This is a genomic window from Microbacterium sp. AZCO, assembly GCF_039614715.1.
GTDB lineage: Bacteria > Actinomycetota > Actinomycetes > Actinomycetales > Microbacteriaceae > Microbacterium.
Genome location: NZ_CP154857.1, coordinates 3,654,741 through 3,668,876 on the forward strand (window position 1 = coordinate 3,654,741; position 14,136 = coordinate 3,668,876).

A 14,136-nucleotide genomic window follows, 5' to 3' on the forward strand; every position below is an offset into this window, starting at 1 on the left:
ACTAGCTCCCTCTGTAGGTCGAATACGCGAACGGGCTGAGGAGCAGGGGCACGTGGCAGTGCCGGATCTCGCCGTCGTCCGCGGGTTCGACGATGAATGTCACGGTGACGTAGGGATAGAAGGTGTCGACCTGCCGGGCCGCGAAGTACTCGCCGGTCAGGAAGGTGAGGGTGTAGCTGCCGGGCGGGAGGCGTTCCGGGCCGAGGGAGAGGCGGCCGTCCTCGTCGGTGGCGCCGTGGGCGACGACGGCCCCCGTGGTCTCGGCCAGCACGGTGTCGCCCGAGGCCTGTGCCAGCACGACTCCCACGCCGCTCGCGGGGTCGCCTGTGGCGGCGTCGAGGACGTGCGTCGTCACGTGGCTCGTCATGCGGGGGTCCCCTCGTCGGTGACGGTCGATCGCAGCCGAAGGAGGGCGATCTCGCGCAGCTGGCCGACGGCCTCCACGGCCTCCGCGTCGGCGTCGTTGCGGAGCCTGCGCGTCAGCTCGGCGAGCAGCTCGTCGGGGCTTCGTCCCGCCGCCCGGATCAGGAAGACGCGGCCGAAGCGGCGCTCGTACTCGGCGTTCCCCTCGACGATCGCCCGGCCGATGTCGGCGCCGGCGTCCGACATCGAGGCCTGTTCGCGCCGGGATGCCGCGGCTTCGGCGCCCGATCCGCCTGCCCGCTCGCCGATGCGTGGGTGCCGCGACAGGGCCGCGTCGAGGTCGTCGCGGGTCCACGAGCCGGCCGTCGTGGCGGCGACGGCGGCGAGCTCGTCGACGCTGCCGTACGGACGGCCGGCCACGACGGCATCCCGCCATTCGGGGATGGCCGCCCAGACGCCGACGACCTCGGTCGCCGTCGCGGCGTCGAGGCCGTTGAACTCCGCGAGCTGCATGGCGCCACGGTAGCCGCCGGTCGTTTCCCGTGGGTTACGGCGGCGTCGCCGTCCCGACGGGCGGAGGAGATCCGAACGGCGGAGGGGCCGCACGCGCCATCCCCCATCGCCTCACCGAATCACCTCCCCTCCTCCGGACGATGGGAGGAACCCGCGCGCGCAGGGGAAACACCCGGGAAACGCGGCTCCGTTACCGTGTGCGCATGAGCGGACCCACGACCTTCGCCGCCCGCCGCGCCTTCGTCGACGGCGCGTGGTCATCCGTGACGGTGCGCGTCGAGGGCGGGGTCATCGCGGCCATCGAACCGTACGACGGCGCAGCCGACCGGGCACTGCCGGACGACGCGGTGCTCCTTCCCGGGCTCGTCGACTCGCACGTGCACCTCGACGAGCCGGGCCGCACGGAGTGGGAGGGCTTCGCGACCGGCACGGCGGCCGCGGCCGCGGGCGGTGTCACGACCGTGCTCGACATGCCGCTCAACTCGGTGCCCGTCACGACGAGCGTCGATGCCCTCCAGGCGAAGCGGGCGGCCGCCGCCGGCAAGCTCGCCGTCGACGTCGGGTACTGGGGCGGTTCCGTGCCCGAGAACCTCGGCACGCTGCGGGCGCTCGCCGAGGCGGGCGTCGTGGGCTTCAAATGCTTCCTCGCTCCGTCGGGCATCGCGGAGTTCGGACAGCTCGACGCGTCGCAGCTCGAGGCGGCGCTCGCCGAGATCGCCGCGTTCGACGGCGTCCTGATCGTGCACGCGGAGGACCCGGACCACCTCCACGGCGAGGGCGCCCTGGGTCGCCGCTACGCCGACTTCGTGGCCTCCCGGCCTCCCGAAAGCGAGGAGGCGGCGATCCGCGGCGTGATCGAGGCGTCCCGTCGCACCGGCGCGCGAGCGCACATCGTGCACGTCTCGGACGGGACGGCGCTGGAGAGCGTGCGCGCCGCGAAGGCCGACGGAGTCCGCCTCACCGTCGAGACCTGCCCGCACTATCTGACGCTGCGGGCCGAGGACATCCCCGACGGCGCCGCCCAGTTCAAGTGCTGCCCGCCGATCCGGGATGCCGCGAACCAGGAGCTCCTCTGGGCGGGCGTGCTCGACGGCACGATCGACGCGATCGTGAGCGACCACTCCCCGTCGACGCGCGAGCTCAAACAGCGCGGCGGCGGTGACTTCGGCCTCGCCTGGGGCGGAATCGCGGGACTCCAGACGGGACTGCCGGCGGTGTGGACCGAGGCGCGGCGGCGCGGCATCCCTCTCGAGGCGATCCTGCCCCTCTTCACGACCGGCCCCGCCCGCATCGCGGGGCTCGGCACGCGCGGCACGATCGCTGAGGGGGAGCCCGCGCACCTCGTCGTGTTCCGCCCCGACGACACGTTCCGCGTGCGGGCCCACGGCCTCGAGTACCGCAACAAGGTCTCGCCGTGGGACGGCGCGACGCTCCACGGGGTCGTGAGCGAGACGTACGTGCACGGCGTGCTCGGCTACCGAGGAGAGGTCCTCGCGCGCGCCGGTCGCGAGGTGCTCGCCGCCCGCATCCTCGAGGCGGAGGCGGCGTCATGACCGTCGGCATCCTGCAGCCCGGAACCGGAGAGCTCCCGGGCGATCACTATCTGCCCTCCCGCCCCGACACCGTGCTCTGGGGGCGACTGCCGTGCGCGCGCGACACCGCAGTCCTGACGATCTCGCCCGGGGAGACCGTGACGATCGACACCGTGAGCCACGAGGGGATCCTCGAGGACCAGGGGAAGGATCCCGTCGCATACTTCGGGTCGCACGGCGTGGGAGAGGCGTCGGTGCTTCAGGATGCCGTCGCGATCGCCGCCGAGCTTACCCGTGACCCCGCGACGGACGGACCGCACGTCGTCACGGGCCCGATCTTCATCGACGGTGCCGAGCCCGGCGACCTGCTGCAGATCACCGTCGAGCGGCTCGTGCCTCGCGTGCCGTATGGCGTGATCTCGAACCGCCACGGCAAGGGCGCGCTCGTGGGCGTGCTCCCGCGCAGCGAGGGAAGCGTGAGCGTCTTCACCCCGGTCGAGGAACGCTCCTCGGGCCTCGTCGGCAGACTGCCTGTCAGGCACGGCGGAGAGCGCGTCGTGGAGTTCCCGCTCGCACCGTTCCTCGGCACGATGGGCGTCGCCGTGGCGTCGGACGAGCGGCCCCATTCGGTGCCGCCCGGGTCGCACGGCGGCAACATCGACATCAACCTCCTCGTCGAGGGCACGGTCCTCTATCTGCCCGTCCAGGTGCCCGGGGCCCTCGCGTACGTCGGCGACCCGCACTTCGCCCAGGGCGACGGCGAGGTGGCGCTGACGGCGCTCGAGGCTTCCCTCCGGGCGACGCTGCGATTCGACGTCGTCCCTCGCGAGGAGGCGCTTCGCGAGTTCGGCGACGTCGCCGGTCCGCTCGTCCGCACCCCCGAGTACCTGGTGCCGACGGGACTGGATCCGGATCTCGACGAGGCGATGCGCACGTGCGTGAGGGCGGCGATCGACCTCATCTCGGCGAGATGGGGCATGGACGAGCACCTCGCCTACGCGTACCTCAGCGCGGCGACCGACTTCGACGTCTCCCAGGTCGTCGACATCGTGTGCGGCATCCACGCCCGCATCCGCGAAGCGGACTTCGAGGGGGTGCCGCGTGGCTGAGATGCCGGACGACCTCTTCACGGCGTTCGAGGACTACGAACGCGCGATCCTCTCGAACGACCTCGACGCGCTCGACGCGGCCTTCGCCCCCGGACCGGACACTCTCCGGGGCGACGGCGCCGGCCTACTGGTCGGTCACGAGGCGATCAGCGCCTTCCGCGGGGTGCGCGGGGGCGTTCCGCCGCGCACCATCGAGCGGGTCGAGTACCGTCCCCTGGGAGTGGATGCTGCGCTCCTCGTGTCGGTCTCGCACTACCTGCAGGGCGGCACGGGCCTGCAGACCCAGCTGTGGGAGCGCATCGACGGGCGCTGGCTCATCACCGCCGCCCACGTGACCGCCCGGGCGCAGGCGCTCGACCGGTCGGTCTGGCGGACCGTGGGGGATCCGCTGTTCCAAGGGGCCTGGGACGGTCCGCTCGCGGGTCTCACGGTCGCCGTGAAGGACCTCTTCGCGGTCAAGGGCTACCGGATCGGGGCGGGCAACCCCGCCTATCTCGACGAGGCGAAGGCCGAGACCCGCACGGCGCCCGCGGTCTCCGACCTGCTCCGGGGAGGGGCATCCCTCCGCGGCATCGCACGCACCGACGAGTTCGCGTTCAGCATCGCCGGCGACAACCCGCACTACGGCACGCCGCCGAACGGCGCCCTGCCCGGCGCACTCCCGGGCGGCTCGTCGAGCGGACCCGCCTCGGCCGTGGCCACCGGTCAGGCCGAGATCGGCCTCGCCAGCGACACGGCGGGCTCCATTCGCGTGCCCGCCTCGTACCAGGGGCTGTGGGGGCTGCGCACGACCCACGGCCTCGTCCCGCGGCAGGGGATGCTTCCCCTCGCACAGTCGTTCGACACGGTCGGCTGGCTCACCCGCGACGGCGCGACGCTGCAGCGCGTCGCGGACTGGTGCCTCAGCTACGACGGCTCGTCGTCGACCGAGAGCGTGTACGGCGCGTCGGGGTCGGAGCTGCCCTGGCGCCTGCTCATCCCCGAGGAGGCGCTGGAAGCGGTCGAGCCGGAGACCCGGTCGGCCTTCGACGCGCTCCTCATCCGCCTCGCCGCGTCGGACGATCCACCCGCGCTCGCCCGGGTCTCGCTCGGTCCGCTCGACGACTACTACGAGCCGTTCCGCACCGTGCAGGGCGCGGAGGCGTGGCGGAACAACGGCGACTGGCTCGAGACGCATCCCGACGCCACCGGCTCGGCGGTCCGTGAGCGCTTCCGGGTCGCCTCCGAGGTGACGGCCGGGGCCGAGGCATCCGCCCGCTCGGCCCTCGAGCCGCTCCGCGAGCACCTGCGCGGCCTCGTCGCGAACGCCGTGCTCGTGTTCCCGACCGTGCCGGGGCCGGCGCCCATGCGCACCCATGCGGGCGACCGGATCGACGCGGTCCGTCAGGCGACGCTGCGGCTGACGACCCCCGCCGCCGTCGGCGGTCTCCCCGCGCTGTCGGCACCGCTGCTGACGGTGCCGTCTCAGCTCGGTCCCGCACCCGTCGGCGTCTCGCTCGTCTCGCGCGGCGGCACCGACATCGCGCTCGTCCGCCTCGCCCGTCGCCTCGCTCGGCTCGTCGCCGACCCGACCCGCCCGGAGCTGACGTGATCGTCCCCGGCCCCATCGACCCGCCCGCGCGCCTGCTCATGGGGCCCGGCCCGATCTCCGCGTACCCGAGCGTGCTCCGCGCGATGTCGGCGCCCCTCGTCGGGCAGTACGACCCGTTCATGACCGCGACGATGGCCGAGACGCAGGAGCTGTATCGCGGCGTATGGGCGACGGCCAACGACGCGACGCTGCTGGTGGACGGCACCTCCCGCGCCGGCATCGAGGCGGCGCTCGTGTCGCTCATCCGGCCCGGGGATCGGGTGCTCGTGCCCGTGTTCGGGCGCTTCGGGCACCTCCTCGCCGAGATCGCCGAGCGCGCGATGGCGGAGGTGCACACGATCGAGACGGAGTGGGGCCAGGTGTTCGCGCCTTCGGTCATCGAGGAGGCGATCATGCGGGTGCGACCCGCGCTCCTCGCCCTCGTCCACGGCGACACGTCGACGACGATGATGCAGCCGCTCGACGAGATCGGGGCGATCTGCGACCGGCACGGCGTGCTGTTCTACACCGATGCGACGGCCTCGCTCGGCGGCAATGCCTTCGAGGCCGACGAATGGGGAGTGGATGCCGCGACCGCCGGCCTGCAGAAGTGCCTCGGCGGCCCGTCGGGGTCGGCCCCTCTGACGCTGTCGGATCGTGCGGTCGACGTCGTGCGGTCGCGGGCGAGGGTCGAGGCCGGCATCCGGGAGCCCGGCGATCCCTCGTCGGACGACTTCGTGAGGTCGAACTATCTCGACCTCGGCATGATCCTCGACTACTGGGGACCCCGCCGCCTGAACCATCACACCGAGGCGACCTCGATGCTCTACGCGGCGCGGGAGTGCGCGCGCGTGCTGCTGCTGGAGGGCCGAGACGCCGTCATCGCGCGTCACGACCTCGCTGGTCGGGCGATGCTCGAGGGTGTGCGCGCGCTCGGGCTGAGCGTGTTCGGCGACGTCGCCCGCAAGATGAGCAACGTCGTGGCGGTCGAGATCCCCTCGGGCGTGCCCGGCGATGCCGCCCGAGCCGCGCTGCTCGACGATTTCGGGATCGAGATCGGCACGTCGTTCGGGCCTCTCCACGGCCGGGTGTGGCGCATCGGGACGATGGGCTTCAACGCGCGGAAGGATGCCGTCCTCACGACGCTGTCCGCCCTGGAGGGGGTGCTCGCGAGGCACGGCGTCGCGGTGCCGGCGGGCGGCGGCGTCGAGGCTGCGGCGGGGGTGTACGCGGCGTGACACCGCGCCTGCAGGCGGGCCCGGACCAGGTCGCAGCGGCGGCCGGTCGCGTCATGGCGCGCTGCGACGAGCTCGCCCGCGTCTCGTCGGCGCCCGGGCGGATCGAGCGCATCTATCTGTCTCCCGAGCATGCGCGCGTCAACCGCCTCGCCGCCGAGTGGATGCGCGAGCTCGGCATGAGGACCTGGCAGGATGCCGCCGGCAACCAGGTCGGCCGGCTCGAGGCATCCGATCCCGATGCTCCCGCCCTGCTGATCGGCTCGCACCTCGACACCGTGACGGATGCCGGGCGCTACGACGGCATCGCCGGCGTGCTGATGGGACTCGAGGTCGTGCGCCTGCTGCGGACTCCGGTCGACGAGGACCGCTGGCGCTCGCCGTTCCCGTTCGCCCTCGAGGTCGTCGCCTTCTCCGACGAGGAGGGCGCGCGATTCGGCAAGGCGCTGCTCGGCTCGTCGGCGGTCGCGGGCCTCTGGGACGAGGACTGGTGGACGCTGACGGATGCCGAGGGCACGACGGTGCGGGAGGCGTTCCTCGATTTCGGACTCGATCCCGCACGCCTGAGCGAGGCGGCGCGTCGCCCCGTCGACCTCGTCGGCTACCTGGAGGCGCACATCGAGCAGGGTCCCGAGCTGGATCGGCGGGGAGAGTCGCTCGCGGTCGTGTCGTCGATCGCGAGTGCGCGGCGATTCCAGATCGTCGTCGAGGGCGAGGCCCGGCACGCGGGTGGCACGCCGTACGACGCTCGGCGCGATGCTCTGCTCGGCGCCTCCGAGGCCGCGCTCGCCGTCGAGGCGATCTGCCGTGCCGAGCACCACATCATCGGCACGGTCGGGCAGCTCGAGGCCTTCCCCGGCGCGGTCAACATCGTGCCGGGGGAGGTGCGGATGAGCCTCGACCTGCGCGGGGAGTTCGACGTCGACCGCGATCGCGTGTGGCGCGCGATCGCCCGCGAGTTCGACGCCGTCATGGGCCGGAGAGGCCTTCGCTGGACCGCCCGAGACGTCCACAGCGCGCCCGCCGTCTTCTGCGCGCCGCTGCTTCAGGACGTGCTCCGGGAGGGCATCGTGTCGACTCGGGATGCCGGGGCGCGTGCCGGCGGCGCGGCGCTTCCGAGCGGAGGCGCATCGACGACCGGCGCCCCGACGACGCTCTTCAGCCCCGCCGGGCACGACGGCATGGCGATCGGCGCGGTGACGGGGGTCGGGATGCTGTTCCTCCGCAATCCGGACGGGATCAGCCACCACCCTGACGAGGCGGTGTCGGAGGGCGACGTCGCTCTCGGCATCCGGGCCCTCGCGGAGGCCGTCCTCCATCGCGCAGCAGAACCCGAGTGATGCGCCCCAGGGCGGGCGAAGGCCGACGGGGCGCCGCTTCCCCGACCGGAACCGGGCACGGGCCGCTGGCTACAATTCGACGATGAGCGCGCCGCCGTCCGGATCGCCCCGTGAGCGGGGGAGCTACCCGAAGGGCGTCGCGCGCCGCCAGGAGATCCTCGACCGGGCGATCGAGGTCTTCGCCACCCGCGGGGCGCAGCGGACGAGCCTCCGGGCGATCGCGAGCGAAGTCGGTGTCACGCATGCAGCGCTCACCCACTACTTCGGCTCGCTCGAGGAGCTGCTCGTCGCCGTCTACCGGGAGTCGGAGCGGAGGCTCGACGGCGACGCTCCGGAGGCGCCGGATGTGAGCCCGGCGGAGATGATGCGCATCTCGGCGGAGGAGAACCGCGAGATCCCCGGAATGGTCCAGCTGTACTCGATGCTCGTCGCGACCGCGCTGGAGGACGGCCACTCCGCCGCGCAGGAGTTCGCCACCGAGCGGTTCGCGCGGCTGCGCGAGAGCATGGCGGAGCGGGTCCGGCACCTGCAGTCAGCGGGGCGGATCCGGCGGGACATCGACGCGGAGCTCGTCGCCGCGCTCGTCATCGCGGCATCCGATGGTCTGCAGGCGCAGTGGCTGCTCGACGCGACGGTCGATCACGAGGCCGCGCTCGCGATGCTCGATCGGCTGCTCGCGGCTCCGCCCGCGGAGGATTGACCCCGAGGGTCGCTTCTGCATAAACTTCCACGTGGAGGTTTCCGTATGGAGGCCCGGGCACGTCATCGCTGCCCTCACCGACGAAGAGAAGGTCACCGTGGCCCTGCCCGAAGAATCGAAGCCGCTGGCGTCCGTCCAGCTGTACACGCTCGCCGACGCGTTCTCGGCCGATATGGGCGGCTCGCTCGACAAGCTCGCCGCGATCGGCCTCAAGAATGTCGAGGCGTTCGACTTCGTCCGCCGTCCGCATGAGATCCGCAGCGCGCTGGATGCTTCCGGGCTCGCCTCGCCGACCGGGCATGCGCCGCTGCTCTCCGATGAGCTGTGGACGCCCGACGGCTCGATTCCCACTCCCGCCCCCGAGGTCGTCTTCGAGGCGGCGGCCGCGATCGGCATGACGACGGTCATCGACCCGTTCGTGGCCCCCGACCGGTGGCTGACCCTCGACGGTGTCACCGACATCGCCGACCGTCTCAACCGCCTCGTCGACGTCGCGGCAGGGTTCGGGCTCAGCGTCGGCTACCACAACCACGCGCAGGAGTTCGTCGCGGACTTCGACGGGCAGACGGCCTACGAGCGCTTCGTCGAACTGACCGACGACCGCGTCGCGATCGAGCTCGACCTGTACTGGGCGCTGGTCGGCGGGCAGGACGGCGTCGGCCTCGTCTCGCGCCTGGGCGATCGGCTCGTGGCCGTGCACGTGAAGGACGGCATCGCTCCCGCGGTGAATCCGTTCGGACCGGATGCCGGCGAGTTCGGCTCCGCGAGCCTCGATCAGCGCCGTCCGGGTGAGGGCGATGTGCCCCTCGCCGGCGCACTGCGCGCCGGAACCGCTGTGCAGTACGCGGTCATCGAGTACGACAATGCGCCGGGAGACGTCTTCGACGACATCGCCGCGAGCTACGCGTTCCTCACCGAGGGCGGGTTCGTCCGATGAGCGCGGTCGGAATCGGGATCATCGGCGTCGGCGTCATCAGCGACACCTATCTCCAGAACCTCTCCGCGTTCCCCGATGTCGAGGTCGTGATCCTGGGCGACCTGTTCGTCGAGCGCGCGCGCGAGCAGGCCGAGAAGTACGGGGTGCCCGCGTTCGGGACCGCCGACGACGTCCTCGCGCATCCGGGCGTCGATCTCGTCATCAACCTGACGATCCCCGCTGCGCACATCGAGGTCTCCCGCGCCGCGATCGCGGCGGGGAAGCACGTCTGGACCGAGAAGCCGCTCGGCCTCGATCGCGACGGTGCCGCGCTCCTGCTGAGCGAGGCGGAGGCCGCGGGCCTGCGGATCGGATCGGCGCCCGACACCCTCCTCGGCCCGGGCTTCCAGGCGGCGCGCCGGGCCATCGAGTCCGGCCGGATCGGCCGCCCGCTCTTCGCGCAGACTGTGTTCCAGACGCAGGGGCCCGACCTCTGGCATCCGAACCCCGCCTTCCTCTTCGCGCAGGGCGCGGGACCGCTGCTCGACATGGGTCCGTACTACTTCTCCGCTCTGGTGAGCCTCTTCGGGTCGGTCGAGCGCGTCTCCGCGTTCGGTACCAAGGCGAACGAGGAGCGGAAGATCCACACGGGTCCGAAGGCCGGGGAGACCTTCCCGGTCGAGGTGCCCTCCACGATCCAGATCATCGCGGCGTTCGAATCCGGCGCGCAGTCGCAGAGCCTGCTCAGCTTCGACTCGGCGCTCGAGCGTCACGGCATCGTCGAGATCCACGGCACGGAGGGGTCGATCGTCATCCCCGACCCGAACCAGTTCGCCGGCCGGATCGCCGTCGTCGCCCCGCTCGGCGTCCTGCGCGACGGGATGTCGTTCGAGCAGGAGTGGATCGAGATCGAGCACGAGCAGATCGAGGTCGGCCGCGGGCTCGGCGCGCTCGACATGGTCCGCGCGATCGCCGAAGGCCGCCCGCACGTCGCCTCGGGCGAGCTCGGGTTCCACGTGCTCGACGTGCTGCTGTCCGCCGCCGAATCCGCCGCGAGCGGCGAGACGGTGAAGATCCAGAGCACCGTCGCGCCCGTTCCGCTCCTTCCCGAGGGGTTCGACCCCTTCGCCTCGACCCTCTGACGAGACACGGGCCCCGGGTCGCTTCTGCGTCCGGGGCCCCGTATCGTCGGGGGCTCTGTGATCTCTTCGCCGATGCCCGCCTGAAAGGCTCCACACACCGTCGTGTACTCGCTCCTCCTCGCGATCATCTACGTCGCCTTCATCAGCCTCGGGCTGCCCGATGCGCTGGTGGGTGCGGGCTGGCCCGTGATGCACCACGACCTCGACGTGCCGATCGCCTTCGCGGGCATCATCACGATGATCATCGCGAGCGGCACGATCCTGTCGAGCCTCGCGTCCGAGCGCGTCACTCGCCGATTCGGCGTCGGACTCGTCACCGCCGTGAGCGTCGGCATGACCGCCGCCGCGCTCATCGGCTTCTCGCTCTCCGGCTCGTTCTGGATGCTGTGCCTCTGGGCGATCCCCTACGGCCTCGGCGCCGGAGCGGTCGACGCCGCACTCAACAACTACGTGGCCGTGCACTATGCGGCGCGACACATGAACTGGCTGCATGCCTGCTGGGGCCTGGGCGCCTCCATCAGCCCGTTCATCATGAGCTACACGCTCGCGTCGGGATCGAGCTGGCCCACCGCCTACCGGGTCGTCGGCGTGATCCAGGTCGTGCTCACGTTCGTGCTGCTGGTCAGCATCCCGCTCTGGGGGAAGGTCAACCCGATCGTCCCCGCCGGGGAGACCGGTGACGGAGCGGTCGGCACGGAAGACAAGCCGGCCAGACGGGCCAGCGCGCACGTGCCTCTCGCGCGGGCCCTTCGGATCCCCGGTGTCGTCCTGATCCTCGTGGCGTTCTTCGCCTACTGCGGCCTGGAGAGCACCGCCATCCTCTGGGCATCCACATACCTGGTCAGCGATCGCGGACTCGACCCGGCCGTCGCGGCCGCCTTCGCCTCGCTGTTCCTGATCGGCATCACCGGCGGACGATTCGCCGCGGGATTCTTCGCCGATCGCGTGGGCGATCGCAGCATGATCCGCGGCGGCTTAGTGACCGTCGCCATCGGCGTCGGCCTGCTCGCCCTCCCCGTGGAAACCGACGTGCTCGCGCTCGCCGGGCTCGTGATCGCGGGGCTGGGGTGCGCGCCGATCTATCCGGCGATCATCCACTCCACGCCGGTCAACTTCGGCCGCGACAATTCGCAGGCCATCGTCGGCATCCAGATGGCGGCGGCCTACGCCGGCTCGACGCTCGCGCCGCCGCTGTTCGGGGCCCTCTCCGCCTGGTCAGGACTGTGGATGCTGCCGCTCTTCCTGGCCGTGCTGACGGCGCTCGGCCTGGTGATGTCGGAGCGGCTCAACCAGCTCGTCCCCCAGCGCTGACGCGACTACTTCGCGCCGTCGTCCCCGGCCTTCGCCGCTGCTTTCGCGTCGGTGGCGACCGCGTCGTCCACGGCCTTCTCGACGATCTTGTCGGCCTTCGCGAGCGCCTTGCGGATCTTCACCTCGCCCGGGTCGGACACGAGCGCGACGATGCCGGAATGGCCGGGCGCGATCGCGTCCTGCAGCCCCTCGGCCAGCTCCTTCTTGTGGTGGCGCTCCCGCAGCTTCCCGATGATGCCTCCACCCGCGCCGGCGACGAGAACGCTGCCGAGGATCGAGGGCGGGAACAGGATGCCGACGACGGCGCCGCCGACGGCTCCCCAGCCGAGGCCCTCGCGCGTGCTGTGATCGGTGACCTTCTGCACCTCGAGCTCGCCCGCGGCATCCCGCTTGACGACCACGACGCCCTCGATCTTGACGGTGGCACCGTCCTCGGCGTCCTTGAGGGCCTGATAGGCCTCCAACGCCACGTCGGCGTCGGCGAAGTCGGCGGCGATCAGCGTGTATGCGCCGTCGCTGACGGCTGCCACTGCGGCCTCGTCGCCCGCGGCGGCTGTCTCATCGGTCATGTCGGTTCTCCTTCGGCCGGCCCTGGTCTCCTGACGGTCGTCAGTCTAGGGAGCGCGTGCCCTCCGCCGCTGCCGGATCCGCGGGCACGTCGACATATGACGACTCACCTCACGAGAGGATCAGCGGGTCTCGCCTCTCATCCCCATGCGCGTGAGGACGATGCTCTCCGCCACCTGCACCACGTTGTAGAGCACGAGCGTGATGAGGGTGATGATCGCGATGGCCCCCCACAGCTGGGCGAACTGGGCCTGCGCGTTGAACTTGAGGATCGCTCCGCCGATGCCGAGCCCCGTCGACAGCCACTCGGCCAGCAGCGCTCCCGTCACGGCGCCCGGCACCGACACGCGCGCGGCGGCGAAGACCGACGGCAGCGCCCCCGGCAGGTTGACCTTGCGCATCGCCATGGGCCGGTTGCCGCCGAAGACGTGCACGACGTCGAGGCTCTGCCGGCTGGCGCGGCTGAGTCCGAAGAGCACGTTGGCGAGCGCGGGGAAGAGCACCACGATGGTGCCGATGACGGCGACGGATGCTGTCGTGCCGCGCCCGGTGATGAGGATGATGATGGGCGCGATCGACACGAGCGGGATCGTCCGCAGCAGCAGCACGAGCGGCATGACGCCGGCCTCGACCGATTTGGACAGGCTGAACGCGATCGCCAGCACGATCGCGACGAGCATGCCGACGACGAAGCCGATGACCGAGTCGACGAGCGTCTGCCCGACGAGCGGGAACAGCACGGCTCGATGCTCGGCGGCGTCGTCGTCGGTGAAGAGGAAGCTCCAGACATCGAGCGGCCCCTTCGCGACGTACGGCGAGATGCCCGTGAAGCTCACGACCGCCTGCCACAGCACGAGCAGCACGACGAGCGTGATGAGCGCATTGCCGAGGGCACGCAGCACGGCCTTCCAGACGGCGCGGCGCCGGTCGGCTCGCAGCCGGGCCTGCGCGGCGGCGTCTGCGGCGAGCACGAGCTGCGCCGTCGGAGCGGCCGGCGGATGAGCCGTGTCGACCGGCGGGGTCTTCGGGGTCATGACGGCCTCCCGGAGACCCAGGGCGTGACGAATCTGACGAGCAGCCCCACGAGGCCGTAGGCGACGAGCGCGAAGACGCCGCAGAGGAGGAACACCGACCAGACGCCCGCGGAGTCGAGCTGCCCCTGCAGGCGGATGAGGGTGGGCCCGACGCCCGCCGTGATCGAGCCGAGGTACTCGCCGAGCACGGCGCCGAGGAACGCGGTGGGCACCGCGATCTGCAGGGCGTTGAGGATGGCGGGAAGCGCGGCGATGAGCCGCACCTTCACGAGCTGCGTCCACCTGCTGCCGCCGAAGACGCGGACGACGTCGAGGGACGCTCTGTCGGCGGATCGGAAGCCCAGGATCGAGCCCACGACGGTCGTGAAGACGCACACGATCGCGGCGAGGAGGATCGCGGTCGCCGACGGGTCTCCGGGGTTCTTGGCGCCGCCGACGACGACGACCGAGATGCCGCCGATCGCGACGATCGGGAGGCAGTACGTCACGACGGCGATCTGCGTGATGAGCGTCTCGAGGCGGGGAAGCAGGAGCACGAGCGTCGCGAGGATCAGTGCGATTCCGTTGCCCCAGGTGTAGCCGATCGCCGCCGCCGTGATCGTGGGCTGGAAGACGTTCCAGGCGCCGAGGATGTTCCCCTGGAGGAACAGCCAGTCGAAGACCGCGAACGGCGAGGGCACGGGCGTGAACGTCGTCCCCTCCTGCTGCGGGAAGGCGACGAGCGAGAACACCCACCAGAGCAGGAGGAGGCTCAGGCCGCCGATGAGACCGGCGGCCCAGCCGGGGAGCCGCGACCGGCTCACG

At 71.7% G+C, this 14,136-nt stretch carries 14 protein-coding genes; 9 read left to right on the forward strand and 5 right to left on the reverse strand.

Annotation, left to right across the window (positions count from 1 at the left end; all coding sequences use genetic code 11):
* Position 1: 1 nt before the first annotated feature.
* Both uraH and uraD read right to left on the reverse strand, forming a co-directional pair.
* Positions 2-367, reverse strand: a complete 366-nt coding sequence (uraH, locus tag AAIB33_RS16710; RefSeq protein ID WP_345801085.1) for a hydroxyisourate hydrolase — start codon at positions 365-367, stop codon at positions 2-4.
* Complete coding sequence (gene uraD / locus AAIB33_RS16715) at positions 364-876, reverse strand: 2-oxo-4-hydroxy-4-carboxy-5-ureidoimidazoline decarboxylase (protein WP_345801086.1); 513 nt, start codon at positions 874-876, stop codon at positions 364-366. Before uraD ends, uraH begins: the two co-directional genes overlap by 4 nt.
* A gap of 203 nt (positions 877-1,079) precedes the next feature.
* Here uraD and allB point away from each other — a divergent pair, with 203 nt between their 5' ends.
* From allB to AAIB33_RS16760, 9 genes are all read left to right on the forward strand, one after another.
* The gene (gene allB, locus AAIB33_RS16720) at positions 1,080-2,429 is read left to right on the forward strand and encodes an allantoinase AllB (protein ID WP_345801087.1); all 1,350 of its coding nucleotides are present in this window, start codon (positions 1,080-1,082) and stop codon (positions 2,427-2,429) included.
* Positions 2,426-3,517, forward strand: coding sequence for an acetamidase/formamidase family protein (locus AAIB33_RS16725; protein ID WP_345801088.1), 1,092 nt, complete (start codon positions 2,426-2,428; stop codon positions 3,515-3,517). The genes allB and AAIB33_RS16725 overlap by 4 nt, the downstream gene beginning before the upstream one ends.
* A 1-nt stretch (position 3,518) precedes the next feature.
* A complete protein-coding gene (locus tag AAIB33_RS16730; protein WP_345803459.1) occupies positions 3,519-5,108 on the forward strand; it encodes an AtzH-like domain-containing protein in 1,590 nt (529 codons plus the stop codon).
* A 38-nt stretch (positions 5,109-5,146) separates the two neighbouring features.
* Entirely contained in the window at positions 5,147-6,325 is a 1,179-nt protein-coding gene (locus AAIB33_RS16735) for an alanine--glyoxylate aminotransferase family protein (RefSeq protein WP_345803460.1), read from the forward strand.
* The gene (locus tag AAIB33_RS16740; RefSeq protein WP_345801089.1) at positions 6,322-7,662 is read left to right on the forward strand and encodes an allantoate amidohydrolase; all 1,341 of its coding nucleotides are present in this window, start codon (positions 6,322-6,324) and stop codon (positions 7,660-7,662) included. Before AAIB33_RS16735 ends, AAIB33_RS16740 begins: the two co-directional genes overlap by 4 nt.
* 82 nt (positions 7,663-7,744) lie before the next feature.
* On the forward strand, positions 7,745-8,362 hold the full coding sequence (locus AAIB33_RS16745; RefSeq protein WP_345801090.1) for a TetR/AcrR family transcriptional regulator: 618 nt from the start codon (positions 7,745-7,747) through the stop codon (positions 8,360-8,362).
* A gap of 172 nt (positions 8,363-8,534) precedes the next feature.
* Positions 8,535-9,299: a sugar phosphate isomerase/epimerase gene (locus AAIB33_RS16750; RefSeq protein WP_345803461.1), complete on the forward strand. Its 765-nt coding sequence runs from the start codon at positions 8,535-8,537 to the stop codon at positions 9,297-9,299.
* Positions 9,296-10,420 carry a Gfo/Idh/MocA family oxidoreductase gene (locus AAIB33_RS16755; RefSeq protein WP_345801091.1) on the forward strand — a complete coding sequence of 375 codons (1,125 nt, stop codon included), beginning with the start codon at positions 9,296-9,298 and terminating at the stop codon, positions 10,418-10,420. Before AAIB33_RS16750 ends, AAIB33_RS16755 begins: the two co-directional genes overlap by 4 nt.
* A 102-nt stretch (positions 10,421-10,522) precedes the next feature.
* On the forward strand, positions 10,523-11,731 hold the full coding sequence (locus AAIB33_RS16760; protein ID WP_345801092.1) for an MFS transporter: 1,209 nt from the start codon (positions 10,523-10,525) through the stop codon (positions 11,729-11,731).
* 5 nt (positions 11,732-11,736) lie between these two features.
* On the opposite strand, the gene AAIB33_RS16765 is transcribed toward AAIB33_RS16760, so the two are convergent.
* The 3 genes from AAIB33_RS16765 to AAIB33_RS16775 all read right to left on the reverse strand — a co-directional run bounded on the left by AAIB33_RS16765 (position 11,737) and on the right by AAIB33_RS16775 (position 14,135).
* Positions 11,737-12,300, reverse strand: a complete 564-nt coding sequence (locus AAIB33_RS16765) for a DUF1269 domain-containing protein (RefSeq protein ID WP_345801093.1) — start codon at positions 12,298-12,300, stop codon at positions 11,737-11,739.
* A 120-nt stretch (positions 12,301-12,420) separates the two neighbouring features.
* Complete coding sequence (locus AAIB33_RS16770; RefSeq protein WP_345801094.1) at positions 12,421-13,332, reverse strand: ABC transporter permease subunit; 912 nt, start codon at positions 13,330-13,332, stop codon at positions 12,421-12,423.
* Positions 13,329-14,135 carry an ABC transporter permease subunit gene (locus AAIB33_RS16775; RefSeq protein WP_345801095.1) on the reverse strand — a complete coding sequence of 269 codons (807 nt, stop codon included), beginning with the start codon at positions 14,133-14,135 and terminating at the stop codon, positions 13,329-13,331. The genes AAIB33_RS16770 and AAIB33_RS16775 overlap by 4 nt, the downstream gene beginning before the upstream one ends.
* Position 14,136: the final 1 nt, after the last annotated feature.

Excerpts from the sequence above, each read along its gene's own strand:
- AAIB33_RS16770 (WP_345801094.1), bottom strand. The coding sequence starts at position 13,332 with ATGACCCCGAAGACCCCGCCGGTCGACACGGCTCATCCGCCGGCCGCT.
- AAIB33_RS16725 (WP_345801088.1), top strand. The coding sequence starts at position 2,426 with ATGACCGTCGGCATCCTGCAGCCCGGAACCGGAGAGCTCCCGGGCGAT.
- AAIB33_RS16755 (WP_345801091.1), top strand. The coding sequence starts at position 9,296 with ATGAGCGCGGTCGGAATCGGGATCATCGGCGTCGGCGTCATCAGCGAC.
- AAIB33_RS16735 (WP_345803460.1), top strand. The coding sequence starts at position 5,147 with ATGGGGCCCGGCCCGATCTCCGCGTACCCGAGCGTGCTCCGCGCGATG.
- allB (WP_345801087.1), top strand. The coding sequence starts at position 1,080 with ATGAGCGGACCCACGACCTTCGCCGCCCGCCGCGCCTTCGTCGACGGC.
- uraD (WP_345801086.1), bottom strand. The coding sequence starts at position 876 with ATGCAGCTCGCGGAGTTCAACGGCCTCGACGCCGCGACGGCGACCGAG.
- AAIB33_RS16750 (WP_345803461.1), top strand. The coding sequence starts at position 8,535 with ATGGGCGGCTCGCTCGACAAGCTCGCCGCGATCGGCCTCAAGAATGTC.
- uraH (WP_345801085.1), bottom strand. The coding sequence starts at position 367 with ATGACGAGCCACGTGACGACGCACGTCCTCGACGCCGCCACAGGCGAC.
- AAIB33_RS16730 (WP_345803459.1), top strand. The coding sequence starts at position 3,519 with ATGCCGGACGACCTCTTCACGGCGTTCGAGGACTACGAACGCGCGATC.
- AAIB33_RS16765 (WP_345801093.1), bottom strand. The coding sequence starts at position 12,300 with ATGACCGATGAGACAGCCGCCGCGGGCGACGAGGCCGCAGTGGCAGCC.
- AAIB33_RS16745 (WP_345801090.1), top strand. The coding sequence starts at position 7,745 with ATGAGCGCGCCGCCGTCCGGATCGCCCCGTGAGCGGGGGAGCTACCCG.